The organism is Luteimonas sp. A649, assembly GCF_054072735.1.
Genome location: NZ_JBSVRQ010000003.1, coordinates 1 through 16,785 on the forward strand (window position 1 = coordinate 1; position 16,785 = coordinate 16,785).

Genomic DNA, 16,785 nt, shown 5'->3' on the forward strand with positions numbered 1-16,785 from the left:
GGGCCAGGCGGGCGACAACGCCGGCCTGCTGCTGCGCGGCACCAAGCGTGACGACGTGGAGCGCGGCCAAGTGCTGTGCAAGCCGGGTTCGATCAAGCCGCACACGGAGTTCGAGGCCGAGGTGTACGTGCTGTCGAAGGACGAGGGTGGCCGTCATACGCCGTTCTTCAAGGGCTACCGTCCGCAGTTCTACTTCCGCACCACCGACATCACCGGCGCCTGCGAGCTGCCGGAGGGCGTCGAGATGGTGATGCCGGGCGACAACGTGAAGATGGTGGTGACGCTGATCAACCCGATCGCGATGGACGAGGGCCTGCGCTTCGCGATCCGCGAAGGTGGCCGTACGGTCGGCGCGGGCGTGGTTGCCAAGGTCATCAAGTAAGTCAGCGTATCCCGGCGGCCGTTGGCCGCCGCGATACGTGCTGCCGTTGAGCCGGCCCTCGGGCCGGATAGCGCCAGCGGCCATCGGCTCACGCCGACGGCTTTTTCCGCTCTCCGGGTGTTGCGCTTTGCCTGGCGGGCCCGCTATAATCGCTGACCACTTCGGCGGATCCCTTCGGGAGTTCGCCGGAACTGCGAAATGAGGTGCAGGATGCGCCTCGTCTTCGCCAGACATGGAACACGTCGCGCGGCAGTACCCCGGTCCCTCCCGAAGCTCTTCGGGACCCAGCGGACCAGGGGAATTGTCACGTTCGCTTCCTCCGTCTGGGCGGGCCGAGTAGATCGGCCTGCCTTGTTTTTTGCAGCAACGGTTTGCGGAGGGCGTTCATTGCCTCCCTGGGCCATCGAATCCACCGGGGTTCCGCGCACCCAGCCGCGGGCCCGTCGCTCTTTCAACGAAGGAATTCCGTCATGGCGGACCAGAAAATCCGGATCCGGCTGAAGGCTTTCGATCATCGACTGATCGATCGTTCTGCCAGCGAGATCGTAGAAACGGCCAAGCGGACAGGCGCGCAAGTGCGCGGCCCGATCCCCCTGCCGACCAAAATCGAGCGTTACACGATCCTGACGTCCCCGCACGTCGACAAGGATGCGCGTGACCAGTACGAAACCCGCACGCACAAGCGCGTGCTCGACATCGTCGATCCCAACGACAAGACCGTGGACGCGCTGATGAAGCTCGAGCTCGCGGCTGGCGTCGACGTCCAGATCAAGCTGACCTGAGGACTGAACCATGACCGCGAAGATTCATTCGTTGGGCATCGTCGGCCGCAAGGCCGGCATGAGCCGGGTGTTCACCGAGGACGGCCAGTCCATCCCGGTGACCCTGATCGAAGCCACCCCCAACCGCATCACCCAGGTGAAGACGAGCGCGACCGACGGCTACAGCGCCGTGCAGGTCACCGTCGGCAGCAAGCGTGCGGTGCTGGTGAACAAGCCCGAAGCCGGTCACCTGGCCAAGGCCAAGGTCGAAGCGGGTCGCGGCCTTTGGGAGTTCCGCGTTGCCGACGACCAGGTCGGCGGCTTCGAGGTTGGCGGCGAAGTGAAGGCCGACATTTTCGAAGTGGGCCAGATGGTCGACGTCCAGGGCGTGACCAAGGGCAAGGGCTTCCAGGGCACGATCAAGCGCTGGAACTTCAGCATGGGTGACGCGACGCACGGCAACTCGCTGTCGCATCGCTCGCCGGGCTCGATCGGCCAGCGCCAGACGCCGGGCCGCGTGTTCCCGGGCAAGAAGATGTCCGGTCACATGGGTGCCGTGCGCCAGAGCACGCAGAACCTCGAAGTGGTCCGGGTCGACGCCGAGCGCGGCCTGATCGCCGTGAAGGGTGCGGTTCCGGGCGCGCCGGGCGGAGACGTGATCGTGCGTCCCGCGAGCAAAGGATAAGGAGAGATGACCATGGAACTCTCTATTACGGGTAGCAACAGCAAGATGTCGGTCTCCGAGGTGGTGTTCGGCCGCGAGTTCAACCGGGACCTGGTCCACCAGGTCGTGGTTGCCTATCGCAACGCCGGCCGCGCCGGGACCAAGGCGCAGAAGACGCGCTCGGAAGTCAGTGGCACGACCAAGAAGTCGAAGAAGCAGAAGGGCGGCGGCGCGCGTCATGGCGCGTTGACGGCCCCGATCTTCGTCGGCGGCGGCGTGACGTTCGCGGCCAAGCCGCGCAGCTTCGAGCAGAAGGTCAACCGCAAGATGTACCGCGCGGCGATGATGGCCATCCTCTCCGAGCTCAACCGCCAGGGTCGCCTGCAGGTCGTCGAGACCTTCGAGGTCGATGAGACGAAGACCAGCGGGCTGGTCGAGAAGCTGAAGGGCTTCGAGCTGGGCCGGCGTCCGCTGATCGTCACCGAGGACGGCTCGGAACACCTGTACCTGTCGGCGCGCAACCTGCCGTATGTGCAGATCCGTGACGTCCAGGGCCTGGATCCGGTTTCGCTGGTCGGCGCCGACAGCGTGCTGGTCACCGCGGACGCCATCAAGAAGATCGAGGAGTGGCTGGCATGAACGACGCCAAGCTCTATGCACTGATCCGTGCGCCGCGCGTGTCCGAAAAGACCGCGCGCCTGCAGGAAGTGTCCAACCAGTACGCGTTCGAAGTGGCGACCGATGCAACGAAGGCCGACATCAAGATCGCGGTTGAAAAGCTGTTCGACGTCAAGGTCGAGGCGGTCAACGTGTTGAACGTGAAGGGCAAGCAAAAGGCCTTCCGCAACCGCAACGGCCGTCGCGGCGACTGGCGCAAGGCGTACGTGACGCTCGCCGATGGCCAGTCGATCGACGTCATGAACACCAAGGCCTGAGGAAGCTCCCATGCCATTGATGAAATTCAAGCCCACCTCTGCCGGTCGCCGCTCCGCGGTACGCGTGGTCGCGCCCGAGCTGCACAAGGGCGCGCCGTACGCGCCGCTGCTCGAGCCGCAGAGCAAGACCGGTGGCCGCAACCACCACGGTCGCATCACCACCCGCCACATGGGTGGTGGCCACAAGCAGCATTACCGCATCATCGACTTCAAGCGCGACAAGGAAGGCATTCCCGCGCGCGTCGAGCGGCTCGAGTACGACCCCAACCGCACCGCGCACATCGCGCTGCTGCTGTACGTGGACGGTGAGCGCCGCTACATCATCGCGCCCAAGGGCCTGAAGGCCGGCGACCAGGTGATCGCGGGCAACGATGCCCCGATCCGCGCCGGCAACAGCCTGCCGCTGCGCAACATCCCGGTCGGTTCCACCGTGCACTGCATCGAGATGAAGCCGGGCAAGGGCGCGCAGATCGCCCGTGCCGCCGGAGCCGGCGTGCAGCTGGTCGCCCGCGAAGGCGTCTACGCCACCCTGCGCCTGCGTTCGGGCGAGATGCGTCGCGTCCCGAGCGAGTGCCGCGCCACGATCGGTGAAGTCGGCAACGTCGAGCACAACCTGCAGAAGCTGGGCAAGGCGGGCGCGAAGCGCTGGCGCGGCATCAAGCCGACCGTGCGTGGTGCCGCCATGAACCCGGTCGACCATCCGCACGGCGGTGGCGAGGCGAAGGCCGGCCAGGGCAACCCGCATCCGGTCACCCCGTGGGGCGTGCCGACCAAGGGTTACAAGACCCGACACAACAAGCGGACGCAGCAGTTCATCGTGCGCGACCGTAGGAGCTAATCGACAATGGCACGTTCACTCAAGAAGGGCCCGTTCGTCGACCACCACCTCGTCAAGAAGGTGGAGGCCGCGGGCAACACTAAGCGTCCGATCAAGACCTGGTCGCGCCGTTCGATGGTGCTCCCGGAGATGGTGGGCTTCACCATCGCCGTCCACAACGGCCGCAACCACGTCCCGGTGCTCGTCAACGAGAACATGGTTGGCCACAAGCTCGGCGAGTTCGCCCTGACCAGGACCTTCAAGGGTCATGGCGGCGACAAGAAGTCGCGTTAAGGAGATGACGATGGAAGCGAAAGCAATCCTGCGCACCGTGCGCATCTCCCCGCAGAAGGCACGACTGGTCGCCGACCAGGTCCGTGGCCTCTCGGCCTCGCGCGCCCTCGACCTGCTGAAGTTCAGCGACAAGAAGGCCGCCCACCTGATCTACAAGGTCGTGTATTCGGCCACCTCCAATGCCGAGAACAACCTCGGCGCGGACGTCGACGAGCTCAAGGTCAAGGCGATCATGGTCGACGAAGGCCCGACGCTGAAGCGCTTCATGGCGCGGGCGAAGGGTCGCGGCACGCGGATCCTCAAGCGCACCAGCCACATTACCGTCGTTGTCGGCGAGGGGAAGTAAGCATATGGGTCACAAAGTTCATCCCATCGGCTTCCGCCTGGGCATTTCCAAGGACTGGAATTCCAAGTGGTACGCCGGCAAGAAGGATTACGCCGACTATCTGGTCTCGGACCTGAAGGTCCGCGAGATGCTTCGCAAGAAGCTGGCCGCGGCCGGCATCAGCCGCATCATGATCGAGCGGCCCTCGAAGTCGGCGCGCGTCACGATCCACACCGCCCGTCCGGGCGTGGTGATCGGCAAGCGCGGTGAGGACATCGAGAAGCTGCGCAAGGAAGTCAGCGCGATGATGGGCGTCCCGGCGCACATCAACGTCACCGAGGTCCGCAAGCCGGAGCTTGACGCGCAGCTGGTCGCCGAGTCGATCGCACAGCAGCTCGAGCGCCGCATCATGTTCCGCCGCGCGATGAAGCGCGCCGTCGGCAACGCGATGCGCCTGGGCGCGCTGGGCATCAAGGTCAACGTCGCCGGCCGCCTCAACGGCGCCGAGATCGCGCGTTCGGAGTGGTACCGCGAAGGTCGCGTGCCGCTGCATACGCTCCGCGCCGACGTCGACTACGGCTTCGCCGAGGCGAAGACCCAGTACGGCATCATTGGAATCAAGACCTGGATCTACAAGGGCGAGATCTTCGACTTCGCCCAGGTCGGCCAGGAAAAGCAGGACGATTCGCCGCGTGGCGAACGTGGCGACCGCGGTGACCGCGATCGTCCGCGTGGCCCGCGTCGTGATCGCGAGGCGAGGGACTAAGTCATGCTGCAACCCAAGCGAACCAAATACCGCAAGATGCACAAGGGCCGCAACGACGGCCTGGCGTGGAGCGGCAACGCCGTCAGCTTCGGCGAGTACGGCCTCAAGGCCACCCAGACCGGCCAGCTGACCGCACGCCAGATCGAATCCGCGCGCCGCGCCATCAGTCGCCACGTGAAGCGCGGCGGCAAGATGTGGATCCGCGTGTTTCCCGACAAGCCGATCAGCAAGAAGCCCATCGAAGTCCGCATGGGCTCGGGCAAGGGCAACGTGGAGTTCTGGGTCGCCCAGATCCAGCCCGGCCGCATGATCTACGAGATCGAGGGCGTCGACGAGGCGACCGCACGCGAGGCGTTCCGCCTGGCTGCCGCCAAGCTCTCGGTCACCACCACTTTCGTGACCCGGACGGTGCGCTGATGGACATCAAGGAACTCCGCCAGAAGTCTTCGGACGATCTGAAGGCGCACCTTCTCGAGCTGCAGAAAGAGCAGTTCTCGCTGCGCATGCAGAAGGCGACCGGCCAGCTCGCCAAGACCCACGACGCCCGTCGGGTACGCCGCGAGATTGCTCGCGTCAACACCCTGCTCGGCGCGAAGCAGTAAGGACCGGGCAGACATGACCGAAAACACCGAAAAGAAGCTGCGCACGGTCGAAGGCCGCGTTGTCAGCAACAAGATGGACAAGACCGTGACGGTGCTCGTTGAGCGTCAGGTCAAGCACGCGCTGTACGGCAAGTACATCCGTCGCTCGACCAAGCTGCACGCCCACGACGCCGAGAACTCCTGCAGCGAGGGCGATACCGTCCGCGTGGTGGAAATCGCGCCGATGTCCAAGACCAAGAACTGGCGCGTCGTGGAAATCGTCGCGCGCGCGGCTGAATAAGGAGGCTCCGAAATGATCCAGATGCAGAGCCACCTCACCGTGGCCGACAATTCCGGCGCCAAGGAAGTGATGTGCATCAAGGTGCTGGGCGGCTCGAAGCGCCGTTACGCCGGCATCGGCGACATCATCAAGGTGTCCATCAAGGACGCCATTCCGCGCGGCAAGGTCAAGAAGGGCGAAGTCTACGACGCCGTCGTGGTGCGCACCCGCAAGGGTGTCCGCCGTGCCGACGGCTCGCTGATCCGCTTCGACGGCAACGCCGCCGTGCTGCTCAACAACAAGCAGGAGCCGATCGGCACCCGCATCTTCGGGCCTGTGACCCGCGAGCTGCGCTCCGAGAAGTTCATGAAGATCGTCTCGCTCGCACCCGAAGTGCTCTGAGCCGGTCGAAGAGGAAGCCAACATGAACCGTATCAAGAAGGGTGACCGCGTGATCGTCACCGCCGGCAAGGACAAGGGCAAGCAGGGCGAGGTGGTTCGCGTGCTCGGCGACAAGGTCGTCGTCTCCAACGTGAACATCATCAAGCGCCACACCAAGCCCAACCCCCAGGCCAACCAGCCCGGTGGCGTGATCGAGCGCGAAGCGCCGGTCGACGCGTCGAACGTGATGCACTTCAACCCTGCCAGCGGCAAGGGCGAGCGCATTGGTACCAAGATCCTCGAGGATGGACGCCGCGTACGCGTGTTCCGCTCGAGCGGTGAGGCGATTGACGCCTGAGGAATGTGAAATGACGACCCGCCTGGAAAAGTTCTACAAGGAAGAAGTGGTGCCGAAGCTCACCGAGCAGTTCGGCTACACGAATCCGATGCAGGTTCCGCGCCTGAGCAAGATCACGCTCAACATGGGCGTGGGCGAGGCTGCCGCAAACAAGAAGGTGCTCGAGCACGCGACCGCCGACATGGCCAAGATCTCCGGCCAGAAGGCGCTGGTGACGAAGTCGCGCGTTTCGGTGGCGTCGTTCAAGATCCGTGACGGCTGGCCGATCGGCTGCAAGGTCACGCTGCGTCGCGCCCGGATGTACGAGTTCTTCGACCGCCTGGTCAACGTCGCGCTGCCGCGCGTCCGCGACTTCCGTGGCGTCTCGGCCCGCTCGTTCGACGGCCGTGGCAACTACAACATGGGCGTGAAGGAGCAGATCATCTTCCCGGAGATCGACTTCGACCAGGTCGACGCCCTGCGTGGCATGGACATCGCCATCACCACGACGGCGAAGACCAACGAAGAAGCCAAGGCGCTGCTCGAGGCCTTCCGCTTCCCGTTCCGCTAACAGACTTCAGGACAACACACCATGGCAAAGACCTCGATGGTCAACCGCGAAGTGAAGCGCGCGAAGCTGGCGAAGAAGTTCGCCGCCAAGCGCGACGAGCTGAAGAAGATCGTCAGCAGCGAGTCGGCGAGCTTCGAGGACAAGATGGAGGCCGCGGTCAAGCTGCAGAAGCTGCCCCGCGACTCCTCGCCCTCGCGCCAGACCACCCGCTGCGCGCTGACCGGCCGTCCGCGCGCCGTTTACAGCAAGTTCGGCCTGGGCCGCAACAAGCTGCGCGAAGCCACCATGCGTGGCGACGTCCCCGGCCTGCGCAAGGCCAGCTGGTAACACTGCGTCAAGCCGGCCCGATGGGCCGGTCCAACACGAATTCGCAATCCTGCGGATATCGGTGCACTCATAAGGCAACTATCAATGAGCATGACTGATCCCATCGCCGATATGCTGACCCGCATGCGCAATGCGGCGGCTGTCGGCAAGCCGACGGTGAAGATGCCGTCCTCCAAGACCAAGGTGGCCATCGCCAAGGTGCTGCAGGACGAAGGCTACATCGCCGGTGCGCACGTGACCGAGAACGGCGCCAAGGCCGAACTCGAGATCGTGCTGAAGTACTACGAGGGCCGTCCGGTCATCGAGCGCATGCAGCGCATTTCGCGCTCGGGCCTGCGCCATTACCGCGGCAAGTCCGAGCTGCCGAAGGTCCTCAACGGCCTCGGCATCGCCATCATCTCCACCTCGAAGGGCATCATGACCGATACGCAGGCACGCCAGCAGGGCGTCGGCGGCGAGGTCCTGTGCTTCGTGGCCTAAGGGAGTAACCGCAATGTCCCGAATTGCCAAGAAGCCGATCACCCTTCCGAAGGGCGTCGAGCTGAAGATCCAGGACGGTACCGTCGCGACCAAGGGCCCGAAGGGCTCGCTGTCGATGGCGATGCCGGCCGGCGTCGAGTTCACCATGGAGGACGGCCAGGCCGTTCTGTCGCCGGCGACCCCGGCCGACATGGCCATCACCGGCACCATGCGCTCGGTCATCGCCAACATGGTGCAGGGCGTTTCCGAAGGCTTCGAGCGCAAGCTCGAGCTGGTGGGCGTCGGTTACCGCGCCGCCATGCAGGGCCAGGACCTGAACCTGTCGCTGGGCTTCTCCCATCCGGTGCTGTTCAAGCCGCCGGCGGGTATCACCATCAGCACGCCGACCCAGACCGAGATCGTGGTCAACGGCGCCGACAAGCAGCAGGTCGGCGAAGTGGCAGCCAAGATCCGCGGCTACCGTCCGCCGGAGCCGTACAAGGGCAAGGGCGTCAAGTACGCCGGCGAGAACATCATCCGCAAGGAAGCCAAGAAGGCCTGATCGGCCTTCAGCTTTCGGAGAACGAGACCATGCAGAAGAAAATTGCCCGCCTGCGCCGCGCCAAGTCGACGCGCGCGCACATCCGCGAACTGGGCGTCCCGCGCCTGTCGGTGCTGCGCACCGGCCAGCACCTGTACGCGCAGCTGTTCAGCGCCGACGGCTCGAAGGTCCTGGCTTCGGCCAGCACCACCCAGGCCGACGTGCGCGACGGCCTGAAGAACGGCCGCAACACCGAAGCCGCGACCAAGGTCGGCCACGCGATCGCCGAGAAGGCCAAGGCCGCCGGCATCGAATCAGTTGCCTTCGATCGCTCCGGTTACAGGTATCATGGGCGGATCAAGGCCCTGGCCGACGCCGCGCGCGAAGGTGGCCTGCAGTTCTAAGCGTCAAGACAATGTGTTGAAAGGGTGGGGCGCCGTCCCCACCCTTTGCCTCCTGCCGATGCGGGCTGCATCGGACGCCTCCCGGCTTCTGCCCGGGGCCGCGGTCCACCGATCCACACCACAACCATAAGCGGCCACGAGCCGTACATCCCTCAATACATACAGGCAGCATCGAAATGGCAGAAGAACGCGCACCGCGCGGTCGTGACCGCGACCGCAACCGCGAAGAAATCGACGACGGCATGATCGAGAAGCTGATCACGGTCAACCGTGTCAGCAAGACCGTCAAGGGTGGCCGCCAGTTCACCTTCACCGCGCTGACGGTCGTCGGCGACGGCGCCGGCAAGGTCGGCTTCGGCTACGGCAAGGCCCGCGAGGTCCCGGTTGCCATCCAGAAGTCGATGGAGCAGGCCCGCCGGAACATGACCTCCGTGCACCTCAACGGCGCCACGCTGTACCACACGGTGAAGGCCGGCCACGGCGCCGCCCGCGTGTTCATGCAGCCCGCGTCCGAAGGTACCGGCGTGATCGCCGGTGGTGCCATGCGCGCCGTGCTCGAAGCGGTCGGCGTGAAGGACGTGCTGGCGAAGGCCGTCGGCTCGCGCAACCCGATCAACCTCGTCCGGGCCACCGTCAAGGGCCTGGCCGGCATGCACTCGCCTGGCGACATCGCGGCCAAGCGCGGCAAGAAGGTGGAGGACATCGTCCATGGCTAAGAACGAAGCCGGCACCGGCACCGTCAAGGTGCGCCTGGTCAAGGGTCTGCGCGGCTCGCAGGCCAAGCACCGCCTGTCCGTCAAGGCCCTGGGCCTGGGCAAGCTCAACAGCGTCCGCGAACTGAAGGACAGCCCCCAGGTCCGTGGCCTCATCAACAAGGTCCACTACCTGGTCCGGGTCGAGGAATAAGCACATGAAGCTCAACACCATGCAGCCCGCAGAGGGCGCCCGCACCGATCGCAAGCGCGTCGGCCGCGGCATCGGCTCCGGCCTCGGCAAGACCGCCGGCCGCGGCCACAAGGGTTCCTTCGCCCGCTCGGGCAAGGGCAAGATCAAGGCCGGCTTCGAAGGCGGCCAGATGCCGCTGCGCAAGCGCCTGCCCAAGGTCGGCTTCCGCTCGCGCATCGCCGGCGACACCGCCGAGGTCATGCTGTACCAGCTCGAGCGCCTGGAAGGCGTCATCGACTTCAAGGCGCTGCGCGCCGCGAAGCTGGTGCCGGCCACGGCCAAGCGCGCCAAGATCGTCCTGAAGGGCGAGGCCACCAAGGCCCTCGTGCTGAAGGGCGTGCTGGCCACGGCCGGTGCCCGCGCGGCGATCGAAGCCGCCGGCGGCAAGGTCGAGGAGTAAGCAGCGCATGGCACGCAGCGGCAGCGCAATGGGGGGCATGGGCGGGCTCGGCAAGTTCACCGAGCTGCGCCAGCGCCTGCTGTTCGTCCTCGGGGCGTTGATCGTCTACCGCGTCGGGTGCTACATACCGGTGCCGGGCGTCAATCCCGATGCCATGCTGCGCCTGATGGAGCAGACCGAAGGCACCATCGTGGACATGTTCAACATGTTCTCCGGTGGTGCGCTCGAGCGCTTCAGCCTGTTCGCGCTCAACGTGATCCCCTACATCTCGGCGTCGATCATTATCCAGATGCTCGTGCAGATCGTCCCGAGCCTGAAGGCGATCCAGAAGGAAGGCGAGTCCGGCCGCCGCCGCATCACCCAGTGGTCGCGCATCGGCGCCATCCCGCTGGCGATCTTCCAGGCGGCGGGCATCGCGACGATGCTGCAGAGCCAGGGCGTGGCCTATGCGCCCGGCCTCGGCTTCATCCTCACCGCCATCATCGCGCTGACCGCCGGCACCATGTTCCTGGTCTGGCTGGGCGAGCAGGTGACCGAGCGCGGCGTCGGCAACGGCGTGTCGCTGATCATCTTCGCCGGCATCGTGGCGGGGCTCCCGAGCGCCGTCATCACCACGTTCGAGGCCGCCCGCAACGGCGACATGAGTCCGATCGCGGTGATCCTGATCGCGCTGATCGTGGCCGCCTTCACCTACTTCGTGGTGTTCGTCGAGCGTGGCCAGCGCCGGATCACGGTGAACTACGCGCGCCGCCAGGGCGGTCGCAACGCGTACATGAACCAGAGCTCCTTCCTGCCGCTGAAGCTCAACATGGCCGGCGTGATCCCGGCGATCTTCGCGTCGTCGATCATCATGTTCCCGGCCACGGCCTCGACCTGGTTCAGCCAGGCGGGTTCGGCGACCTGGCTGCAGCGGGTAAGCCAGGCGCTGTCGCCCGGCGAGCCGCTCTACATCCTGCTGTACGCGGGCCTGATCGCCGGTTTCACGTTCTTCTATACTGCGCTGGTCTTCAACTCGCAGGAAACCGCGGACAACCTGAAGAAGTCCGGCGCGCTGATCCCGGGCATCCGTCCGGGCAAGGCCACGGCCGACTACATCGATGGCGTGCTGACGCGGCTCACCGCCGCCGGCGCGACCTACCTGGTGCTGGTCTGCCTGCTGCCGGAGTTCATGCGCACCGAGCTGAATGCGTCGTTCTACTTCGGCGGCACGTCGCTGCTGATCGTGGTGGTGGTGGTGATGGACTTCATCTCCCAGATCCAGGCCCACCTGATGTCGCACCAGTACGAGAGCCTGTTGAAGAAGGCGAACCTGAAGGGTGGCGCGCGCGGCTTGCCGCGCGGCTGAAGATTCAAAACGGATCCCGTGGTGCCCGGCATGGCCGGTGTCTCCAGGGATCCAGGCCCGGCCGTGTCACGGCGGGGCCTTGATGGGCGACTTGCGTGGCGGTCCCGCGCGCAGGTGGTTCCAGGCCAGTCCCGGCGCCAGAGTAGCGACGGGCGGGCAGGGCTCCGAAAGGGGTCCAGTCCAGTCGGGAACCTTCGCCGGAGCATGGGCACACTCCCCATGCCGGGCTTGTCGGACGCCGTTGGCGGCCGCGGGCTTCCTTGCACCCCGGGATCCTGATACAATTTCTTGTTCACTGCGCCGGATTACCCGTCCGGCCGCCCCAATCAGTTGGAGATCCGCGCATGGCGCGTATTGCAGGTGTCAACCTGCCTGCCCAGAAGCACGTCTGGGTCGGGCTGCAAAGCATCTACGGCATTGGCCGTACCCGTTCGAAGCAGGTCTGCGAAGCCGCAGGCGTGTCGTCGAGCACCAAGATCCGCGACCTGTCGGAGCCTGACGTCGAGCGCCTGCGCGCCGAAGTCGGCAAGTACGTGGTCGAGGGCGACCTGCGCCGCGAGATCGGCATGGCCATCAAGCGTCTGATGGACCTGGCCTGCTACCGCGGCCTGCGTCATCGCCGTGGCCTCCCCCTGCGCGGCCAGCGCACCCGGACCAATGCACGCACCCGCAAGGGTCCGCGCAAGGCCATCAGGAAATAAGGAACCACGACCATGGCCAAGCCGGCAGCCAAGCCGAAGAAGAAGATCAAGCGCGTCGTCACAGACGGCGTTGCCCACGTCCACGCTTCGTTCAACAACACCATCATCACGATCACCGACCGTCAGGGCAACGCGCTCTCGTGGGCGACTTCGGGCGGCGCGGGTTTCCGCGGTTCGCGCAAGTCGACCCCGTTCGCAGCCCAGGTCGCCGCAGAGAAGGCCGGCAAGGCCGCCCTCGACTACGGCGTGAAGTCTCTTGAAGTCCGCATCAAGGGCCCGGGTCCGGGTCGCGAGTCGGCCGTCCGGTCGCTCAACAACGTGGGCTACAAGATCACCAACATCATCGACGTGACGCCAATCCCGCACAACGGGTGCCGTCCGCCGAAGAAGCGTCGCGTCTAAGGGGGCGATAAGAAATGGCTCGTTATATCGGTCCCACCTGTAAGCTCGCCCGTCGCGAAGGCGCCGACCTCGGTCTGAAGTCGCCCGCGCGCGCCCTTGACTCCAAGTGCAAGCTCGAGCAGAAGCCCGGCCAGCACGGTGCCGGCACCGGCGCGCGTCGCAGCAAGCTCTCCGACTACGCCCTCCAGCTTCGCGAGAAGCAGAAGGTCAAGCGTATCTACGGCCTGCTGGAGCGCCAGTTCCGCAACTACTACAAGAAGGCCTCGACCAAGAAGGGCAACACCGGCGAGAACCTGCTTCAGCTGCTGGAAACCCGTCTCGACAACGTCGTCTACCGCATGGGCTTCGCGATCACCCGCCCGGCCGCGCGCCAGCTGGTGTCGCACCGTGGCGTCATGGTCAACGGCAAGCCCGTGAACCTGCCGTCCTACCAGGTCAAGGCCGGTGACGCGATCGCGCTGTCGGAGAAGGCCCAGAAGCAGATGCGCGTCCAGGAGGCGCTGACGGTGTCCTCGACGATGGACCTGTCGCCGTCCTGGGTCGAGGTCGACTCGAAGAAGTTCAGCGGCGTGTTCAAGGCGGTCCCCGACCGTGGCGACCTGCCCGCCGACATCAACGAAGCGCTGATCGTCGAGCTGTACTCGAAGTAATTCACCCGGCCAGCCGGCGGATGCCGGCGGGCCCCAGGAGACACGAAACATGACGGTTACCGCCAACCAGGTCCTGCGCCCGCGTGGCCCCCAGATCGAGCGCCTCGCCGGAAACCGCGCGAAGGTCGTGATCGAGCCGCTCGAGCGCGGCTACGGCCATACGCTCGGCAACGCCCTGCGCCGCGTCCTGCTGTCGTCGATTCCCGGCTTCGCCATCACCGAGGTCGAGATCGACGGCGTGCTGCACGAATACAGCACCATCGAAGGCCTGCAGGAAGACGTGCTCGAGGTGCTGTTGAACCTCAAGGACGTTGCCATCCGCATGGGCACCGGCGAAAGCGCCACGCTCACCCTGGCCAAGTCCGGCCCGGGCGTCGTGACCGCCGCCGACATCAAGACCGACCACAACGTCGAAGTGCTCAACGGCGAGCACGTGATCTGCCATCTGACCAAGGACGCGTCGATCAACATGCGCCTGAAGATCGAGCGTGGCTTCGGCTACCAGCCGGCGTCCGCGCGTCGCCGTCCGGACGAAGAGACCCGCGTCATCGGTCGCCTGATGCTGGACGCGTCGTTCTCGCCGGTCCGCCGCGTCGCCTACGAGGTCGAAGCCGCCCGCGTCGAGCAGCGCACCGACCTCGACAAGCTGGTAATCGACATCGAGACCAACGGCACGATCGATGCCGAGGAAGCCGTGCGCACCGCCGCCGACATCCTCACCGACCAGCTGAGCGTCTTCGGTGACTTCACCCGCCGCGAAGGCAACGACCAGAAGGCCCAGGCCCCGGGCGTCGATCCGGTGCTGCTGCGCCCGATCGACGATCTCGAGCTGACGGTGCGTTCGGCCAACTGCCTCAAGGCCGAAAGCATCTATTACATCGGCGACCTGATCCAGAAGACGGAAGTCGAACTGCTCAAGACCCCCAACCTCGGCAAGAAGTCGCTTACCGAGATCAAGGAAGTGCTGGCCCAGCGTGGCCTCTCGCTCGGCATGAAGCTCGAGAACTGGCCGCCGGCCGGTGTCTCGGCGCACGGCATGCTCGGCTAAGACCAGACAGACAGGAACCAAGACCATGCGCCACCAGAAATCCGGCCGCAAGTTCAGCCGCACCAGCGCACACCGCGATGCCATGTTCACCAACATGGCGGCGTCGCTGCTCAAGCACGAGCTGATCAAGACCACGCTTCCGAAGGCCAAGGAGCTCCGCCGCGTCGCCGAGCCGCTCATCACCATGGGCAAGACCGACGGCGTCGCAAACCGCCGCCTGGCCTTCTCGCGCCTGCGCGACAAGGAAGCCGTAGGCAAGCTGTTCGTCGACCTGGGCCCGCGTTACCGCGAGCGTCCGGGCGGCTACCTGCGGATCATCAAGTGCGGTTTCCGCGACGGCGACAACGCGCCGATGGCCTACGTCGAGCTCGTCGACCGGCCGCAGGCGTCCGCCGAGTAAGCACGGCGACGTTTTCGCGTGCACCAACCCCGGCCATGTGCCGGGGTTTTTGCTATCTTGGCCTCCGTTTTGCGCGAGCCGATCGATGACCCCGAACCCGTTCCGCTGGACCTTCCGCTCGCAGTGCCTGGCTGGCTTCGCGATCTGCGCGGCGCTGATCGGCTTTGCGATCTTCTCCCAGTTCGCCTGGGGCCTGGAGCCGTGCCCGCTGTGCATCTTCCAGCGGATCGCGTTCGCGGCCCTGGGCCTGGTGTTCCTCGTGGCCGGGCTCCATGCGCCGCGGTCGGGCGGGGGAAGGGCGATCTATGGCGTGCTTGGCTTCCTGGCCGCCGCCGTGGGCATGGCCATCGCCGGGCGCCACGTCTGGATCCAGTACAACCCGCCCGAGATCCCGGGCTGTGGGCCGCCGCTGTCATTCCTGCGCGAAACGATGTCCACGGGCAACGTGATCCGCAAGGTGCTGACCGGCAGCGGTGACTGCGGCACCATCGACTGGACCTTCCTCGGCCTGTCGATGCCGGCCTGGAGCCTGGTCTGGTTCGTGCTGCTGGCGGTGCTGTTCGTGGCCGCGGCCTTCCAGCGTCGCCGGCGGAGCTGGCGCTGACCGGCATTGCGATACACGGCGCTGGAGCGGATGATGGCTGTCGCTGCAGTGCAACAACGACGATCCCATGCCCGCAAACGAACGCAACCTCCGTCCCGTGAACCTGGCCCCCGGCTGGAGTCCGGACAGCTGGCGCACGCGCACGGCGCTGCAGATGCCCACGTATCCCGATGCCGCGGAACTCGCGCGCGTCCAGGGCGAGCTGGGTGCGCTGCCGCCGCTGGTGACGTCGTGGGAGATCATGGCGCTGCGGCAGCAGCTGGCCGAGGCGCAGGAGGGGCGACGCTTCCTGCTCCAGGGCGGTGACTGCGCGGAGAACTTCAGCGATTGCAATTCGGCGGTGATCTCGAACCGCCTGAAAGTGCTGCTGCAGATGAGCCTGGTGCTCGTGCACGGCCTGCGCCTGCCGGTGGTGCGTGTCGGCCGTTTCGCCGGCCAGTACGCCAAGCCGCGTTCCGCCGACACGGAAACCCGCGACGGGACGACGCTGCCGACCTATCGCGGCGACATGGTCAATGCGCCCGAGTTCACGGCCGCGGCCCGGACGCCCGATCCCCGACGCATGGTCAAGGCGCACGCGCGTTCCGCGATGACCATGAACTTCGTGCGCTCCCTGATCGACGGCGGTTTCGCCGACCTCCACCATCCCGAGTACTGGGACCTGGGCTGGGTCGGGCATTCGCCGCTGGCCGAGGAATACCAGCGCATGGTCGGCAACATCGGCGAGGCCGTGCGCTTCATGGAGACGTTGTCGGGCACCGAGGTGCACAACCTCAACCGCGTTGATTTCTTCACCTCGCACGAGGCCCTGCTGCTGCCCTACGAGGAGGCGTTCACGCGCCAGGTGCCGCGGCAGTGGGGCTGGTTCAACCTCAGCACCCACTTCCCGTGGATCGGCATGCGGACCGCGGCCAACGACGGTGCCCACGCGGAGTACTTCCGCGGCATCCGCAATCCCATCGCGGTGAAGATCGGGCCGACGGTGGCGCCGGACGAGCTGTTGCGGCTTGTCGACCTGCTCAACCCCGACGACGAACCGGGGCGACTGAGCTTCATCTGTCGCATGGGCGCGGCGCAGATCGCGGACCGCCTGCCGCCCCTGCTGGACGCGATGAAGCGCGATGGGCGCCGCGTGCTCTGGATCTGCGATCCGATGCACGGCAACACCGAGTCGACCAGCAACGGCTACAAGACGCGCCGCTTCGACAACATCCGCACCGAGATCGAACAGAGCTTCGACCTGCACGCCGCGGCGGGCACGCGCTTGGGCGGCGTGCACCTGGAGCTCACCGGCGAGGACGTCACCGAGTGCACGGGTGGCGCACGCGACCTGGGCGAGGTGGATCTCGAACGGGCGTACCGCTCCGCGGTGGACCCACGGCTCAACTACGAGCAGTCGCTCGAGATCGCGATGGCGATCGTGCGCAAGCACGCGCAGCTGAAGCTGCCGATCAAGGCCTGAACG

General features: G+C 65.9%; 30 protein-coding genes. All 30 read left to right on the plus strand.

The annotated features are described in order from the left end of the window. Positions 1-382: EF-Tu C-terminal domain-related protein (locus ACW5E8_RS11855; RefSeq protein WP_456965748.1), on the plus strand; the 382-nt coding region annotated here is incomplete at its 5' end. Between the two features lie 470 nt (positions 383-852). Beyond that, positions 853-1,164 (plus strand): 30S ribosomal protein S10, encoded by a 312-nt coding sequence (gene rpsJ, locus ACW5E8_RS11860; protein ID WP_024891232.1) that lies wholly within the window; start codon positions 853-855, stop codon positions 1,162-1,164. Between the two features lie 10 nt (positions 1,165-1,174). Beyond that, positions 1,175-1,828: a 50S ribosomal protein L3 gene (rplC, locus tag ACW5E8_RS11865; RefSeq protein WP_456965749.1), complete on the plus strand. Its 654-nt coding sequence runs from the start codon at positions 1,175-1,177 to the stop codon at positions 1,826-1,828. A 12-nt stretch (positions 1,829-1,840) separates the two neighbouring features. Then, positions 1,841-2,446 carry a 50S ribosomal protein L4 gene (rplD, locus tag ACW5E8_RS11870; RefSeq protein ID WP_456966009.1) on the plus strand — a complete coding sequence of 202 codons (606 nt, stop codon included), beginning with the start codon at positions 1,841-1,843 and terminating at the stop codon, positions 2,444-2,446. Further along, a complete protein-coding gene (gene rplW, locus ACW5E8_RS11875) occupies positions 2,443-2,742 on the plus strand; it encodes a 50S ribosomal protein L23 (protein ID WP_456965750.1) in 300 nt (99 codons plus the stop codon). The genes rplD and rplW overlap by 4 nt, the downstream gene beginning before the upstream one ends. Before the next feature lie 10 nt (positions 2,743-2,752). Beyond that, positions 2,753-3,580, plus strand: a complete 828-nt coding sequence (gene rplB, locus ACW5E8_RS11880; protein ID WP_456965751.1) for a 50S ribosomal protein L2 — start codon at positions 2,753-2,755, stop codon at positions 3,578-3,580. Positions 3,581-3,586: 6 nt separating this feature from the next. Beyond that, positions 3,587-3,853, plus strand: a complete 267-nt coding sequence (rpsS, locus tag ACW5E8_RS11885; protein ID WP_132985268.1) for a 30S ribosomal protein S19 — start codon at positions 3,587-3,589, stop codon at positions 3,851-3,853. Between the two features lie 10 nt (positions 3,854-3,863). After that, a complete protein-coding gene (gene rplV, locus ACW5E8_RS11890) occupies positions 3,864-4,199 on the plus strand; it encodes a 50S ribosomal protein L22 (RefSeq protein ID WP_199363299.1) in 336 nt (111 codons plus the stop codon). A gap of 4 nt (positions 4,200-4,203) precedes the next feature. Continuing rightward, a complete protein-coding gene (gene rpsC / locus ACW5E8_RS11895) occupies positions 4,204-4,944 on the plus strand; it encodes a 30S ribosomal protein S3 (RefSeq protein ID WP_456965752.1) in 741 nt (246 codons plus the stop codon). Positions 4,945-4,947: 3 nt separating this feature from the next. Further along, positions 4,948-5,361 (plus strand): 50S ribosomal protein L16, encoded by a 414-nt coding sequence (gene rplP / locus ACW5E8_RS11900; protein ID WP_456965753.1) that lies wholly within the window; start codon positions 4,948-4,950, stop codon positions 5,359-5,361. Beyond that, positions 5,361-5,546: a 50S ribosomal protein L29 gene (rpmC, locus tag ACW5E8_RS11905; RefSeq protein ID WP_132985264.1), complete on the plus strand. Its 186-nt coding sequence runs from the start codon at positions 5,361-5,363 to the stop codon at positions 5,544-5,546. Before rplP ends, rpmC begins: the two co-directional genes overlap by 1 nt. A 13-nt stretch (positions 5,547-5,559) precedes the next feature. Continuing rightward, positions 5,560-5,826: a 30S ribosomal protein S17 gene (gene rpsQ, locus ACW5E8_RS11910; RefSeq protein ID WP_132985263.1), complete on the plus strand. Its 267-nt coding sequence runs from the start codon at positions 5,560-5,562 to the stop codon at positions 5,824-5,826. Positions 5,827-5,838: 12 nt separating this feature from the next. Beyond that, positions 5,839-6,207, plus strand: coding sequence for a 50S ribosomal protein L14 (gene rplN, locus ACW5E8_RS11915; RefSeq protein ID WP_456965754.1), 369 nt, complete (start codon positions 5,839-5,841; stop codon positions 6,205-6,207). A 22-nt stretch (positions 6,208-6,229) separates the two neighbouring features. Beyond that, positions 6,230-6,544, plus strand: a complete 315-nt coding sequence (gene rplX / locus ACW5E8_RS11920; protein WP_132985261.1) for a 50S ribosomal protein L24 — start codon at positions 6,230-6,232, stop codon at positions 6,542-6,544. Positions 6,545-6,554: 10 nt separating this feature from the next. Then, complete coding sequence (rplE, locus tag ACW5E8_RS11925; protein ID WP_456965755.1) at positions 6,555-7,094, plus strand: 50S ribosomal protein L5; 540 nt, start codon at positions 6,555-6,557, stop codon at positions 7,092-7,094. Positions 7,095-7,115: 21 nt separating this feature from the next. Continuing rightward, positions 7,116-7,421 (plus strand): 30S ribosomal protein S14, encoded by a 306-nt coding sequence (gene rpsN / locus ACW5E8_RS11930; RefSeq protein ID WP_456965756.1) that lies wholly within the window; start codon positions 7,116-7,118, stop codon positions 7,419-7,421. A gap of 84 nt (positions 7,422-7,505) precedes the next feature. Next, positions 7,506-7,901: a 30S ribosomal protein S8 gene (gene rpsH / locus ACW5E8_RS11935; RefSeq protein WP_456965757.1), complete on the plus strand. Its 396-nt coding sequence runs from the start codon at positions 7,506-7,508 to the stop codon at positions 7,899-7,901. Positions 7,902-7,914: 13 nt separating this feature from the next. Further along, positions 7,915-8,442: a 50S ribosomal protein L6 gene (rplF, locus tag ACW5E8_RS11940; protein WP_456965758.1), complete on the plus strand. Its 528-nt coding sequence runs from the start codon at positions 7,915-7,917 to the stop codon at positions 8,440-8,442. A 29-nt stretch (positions 8,443-8,471) separates the two neighbouring features. Further along, complete coding sequence (gene rplR / locus ACW5E8_RS11945; protein ID WP_456965759.1) at positions 8,472-8,825, plus strand: 50S ribosomal protein L18; 354 nt, start codon at positions 8,472-8,474, stop codon at positions 8,823-8,825. Between the two features lie 176 nt (positions 8,826-9,001). Beyond that, on the plus strand, positions 9,002-9,541 hold the full coding sequence (gene rpsE, locus ACW5E8_RS11950) for a 30S ribosomal protein S5 (protein ID WP_456965760.1): 540 nt from the start codon (positions 9,002-9,004) through the stop codon (positions 9,539-9,541). After that, positions 9,534-9,731, plus strand: a complete 198-nt coding sequence (gene rpmD, locus ACW5E8_RS11955; protein ID WP_144892887.1) for a 50S ribosomal protein L30 — start codon at positions 9,534-9,536, stop codon at positions 9,729-9,731. The genes rpsE and rpmD overlap by 8 nt, the downstream gene beginning before the upstream one ends. Before the next feature lie 4 nt (positions 9,732-9,735). Continuing rightward, positions 9,736-10,170, plus strand: coding sequence for a 50S ribosomal protein L15 (gene rplO / locus ACW5E8_RS11960; protein ID WP_456965761.1), 435 nt, complete (start codon positions 9,736-9,738; stop codon positions 10,168-10,170). A gap of 7 nt (positions 10,171-10,177) precedes the next feature. Beyond that, positions 10,178-11,515 carry a preprotein translocase subunit SecY gene (gene secY, locus ACW5E8_RS11965; protein ID WP_456965762.1) on the plus strand — a complete coding sequence of 446 codons (1,338 nt, stop codon included), beginning with the start codon at positions 10,178-10,180 and terminating at the stop codon, positions 11,513-11,515. A 344-nt stretch (positions 11,516-11,859) separates the two neighbouring features. Further along, positions 11,860-12,216: a 30S ribosomal protein S13 gene (gene rpsM, locus ACW5E8_RS11970; RefSeq protein WP_456965763.1), complete on the plus strand. Its 357-nt coding sequence runs from the start codon at positions 11,860-11,862 to the stop codon at positions 12,214-12,216. A 12-nt stretch (positions 12,217-12,228) separates the two neighbouring features. Then, positions 12,229-12,618, plus strand: a complete 390-nt coding sequence (rpsK, locus tag ACW5E8_RS11975) for a 30S ribosomal protein S11 (RefSeq protein ID WP_132985250.1) — start codon at positions 12,229-12,231, stop codon at positions 12,616-12,618. A gap of 14 nt (positions 12,619-12,632) precedes the next feature. Further along, positions 12,633-13,268 carry a 30S ribosomal protein S4 gene (gene rpsD / locus ACW5E8_RS11980; protein WP_456965764.1) on the plus strand — a complete coding sequence of 212 codons (636 nt, stop codon included), beginning with the start codon at positions 12,633-12,635 and terminating at the stop codon, positions 13,266-13,268. Positions 13,269-13,317: 49 nt separating this feature from the next. Further along, positions 13,318-14,316, plus strand: coding sequence for a DNA-directed RNA polymerase subunit alpha (locus ACW5E8_RS11985; RefSeq protein ID WP_456965765.1), 999 nt, complete (start codon positions 13,318-13,320; stop codon positions 14,314-14,316). A 25-nt stretch (positions 14,317-14,341) separates the two neighbouring features. Then, on the plus strand, positions 14,342-14,716 hold the full coding sequence (gene rplQ, locus ACW5E8_RS11990) for a 50S ribosomal protein L17 (protein WP_456965766.1): 375 nt from the start codon (positions 14,342-14,344) through the stop codon (positions 14,714-14,716). 85 nt (positions 14,717-14,801) lie between these two features. After that, the gene (locus tag ACW5E8_RS11995; RefSeq protein WP_456965767.1) at positions 14,802-15,320 is read left to right on the plus strand and encodes a disulfide bond formation protein B; all 519 of its coding nucleotides are present in this window, start codon (positions 14,802-14,804) and stop codon (positions 15,318-15,320) included. 67 nt (positions 15,321-15,387) lie between these two features. Further along, positions 15,388-16,782 carry a class II 3-deoxy-7-phosphoheptulonate synthase gene (locus ACW5E8_RS12000; protein ID WP_456965768.1) on the plus strand — a complete coding sequence of 465 codons (1,395 nt, stop codon included), beginning with the start codon at positions 15,388-15,390 and terminating at the stop codon, positions 16,780-16,782. Positions 16,783-16,785 lie beyond the last annotated feature (3 nt).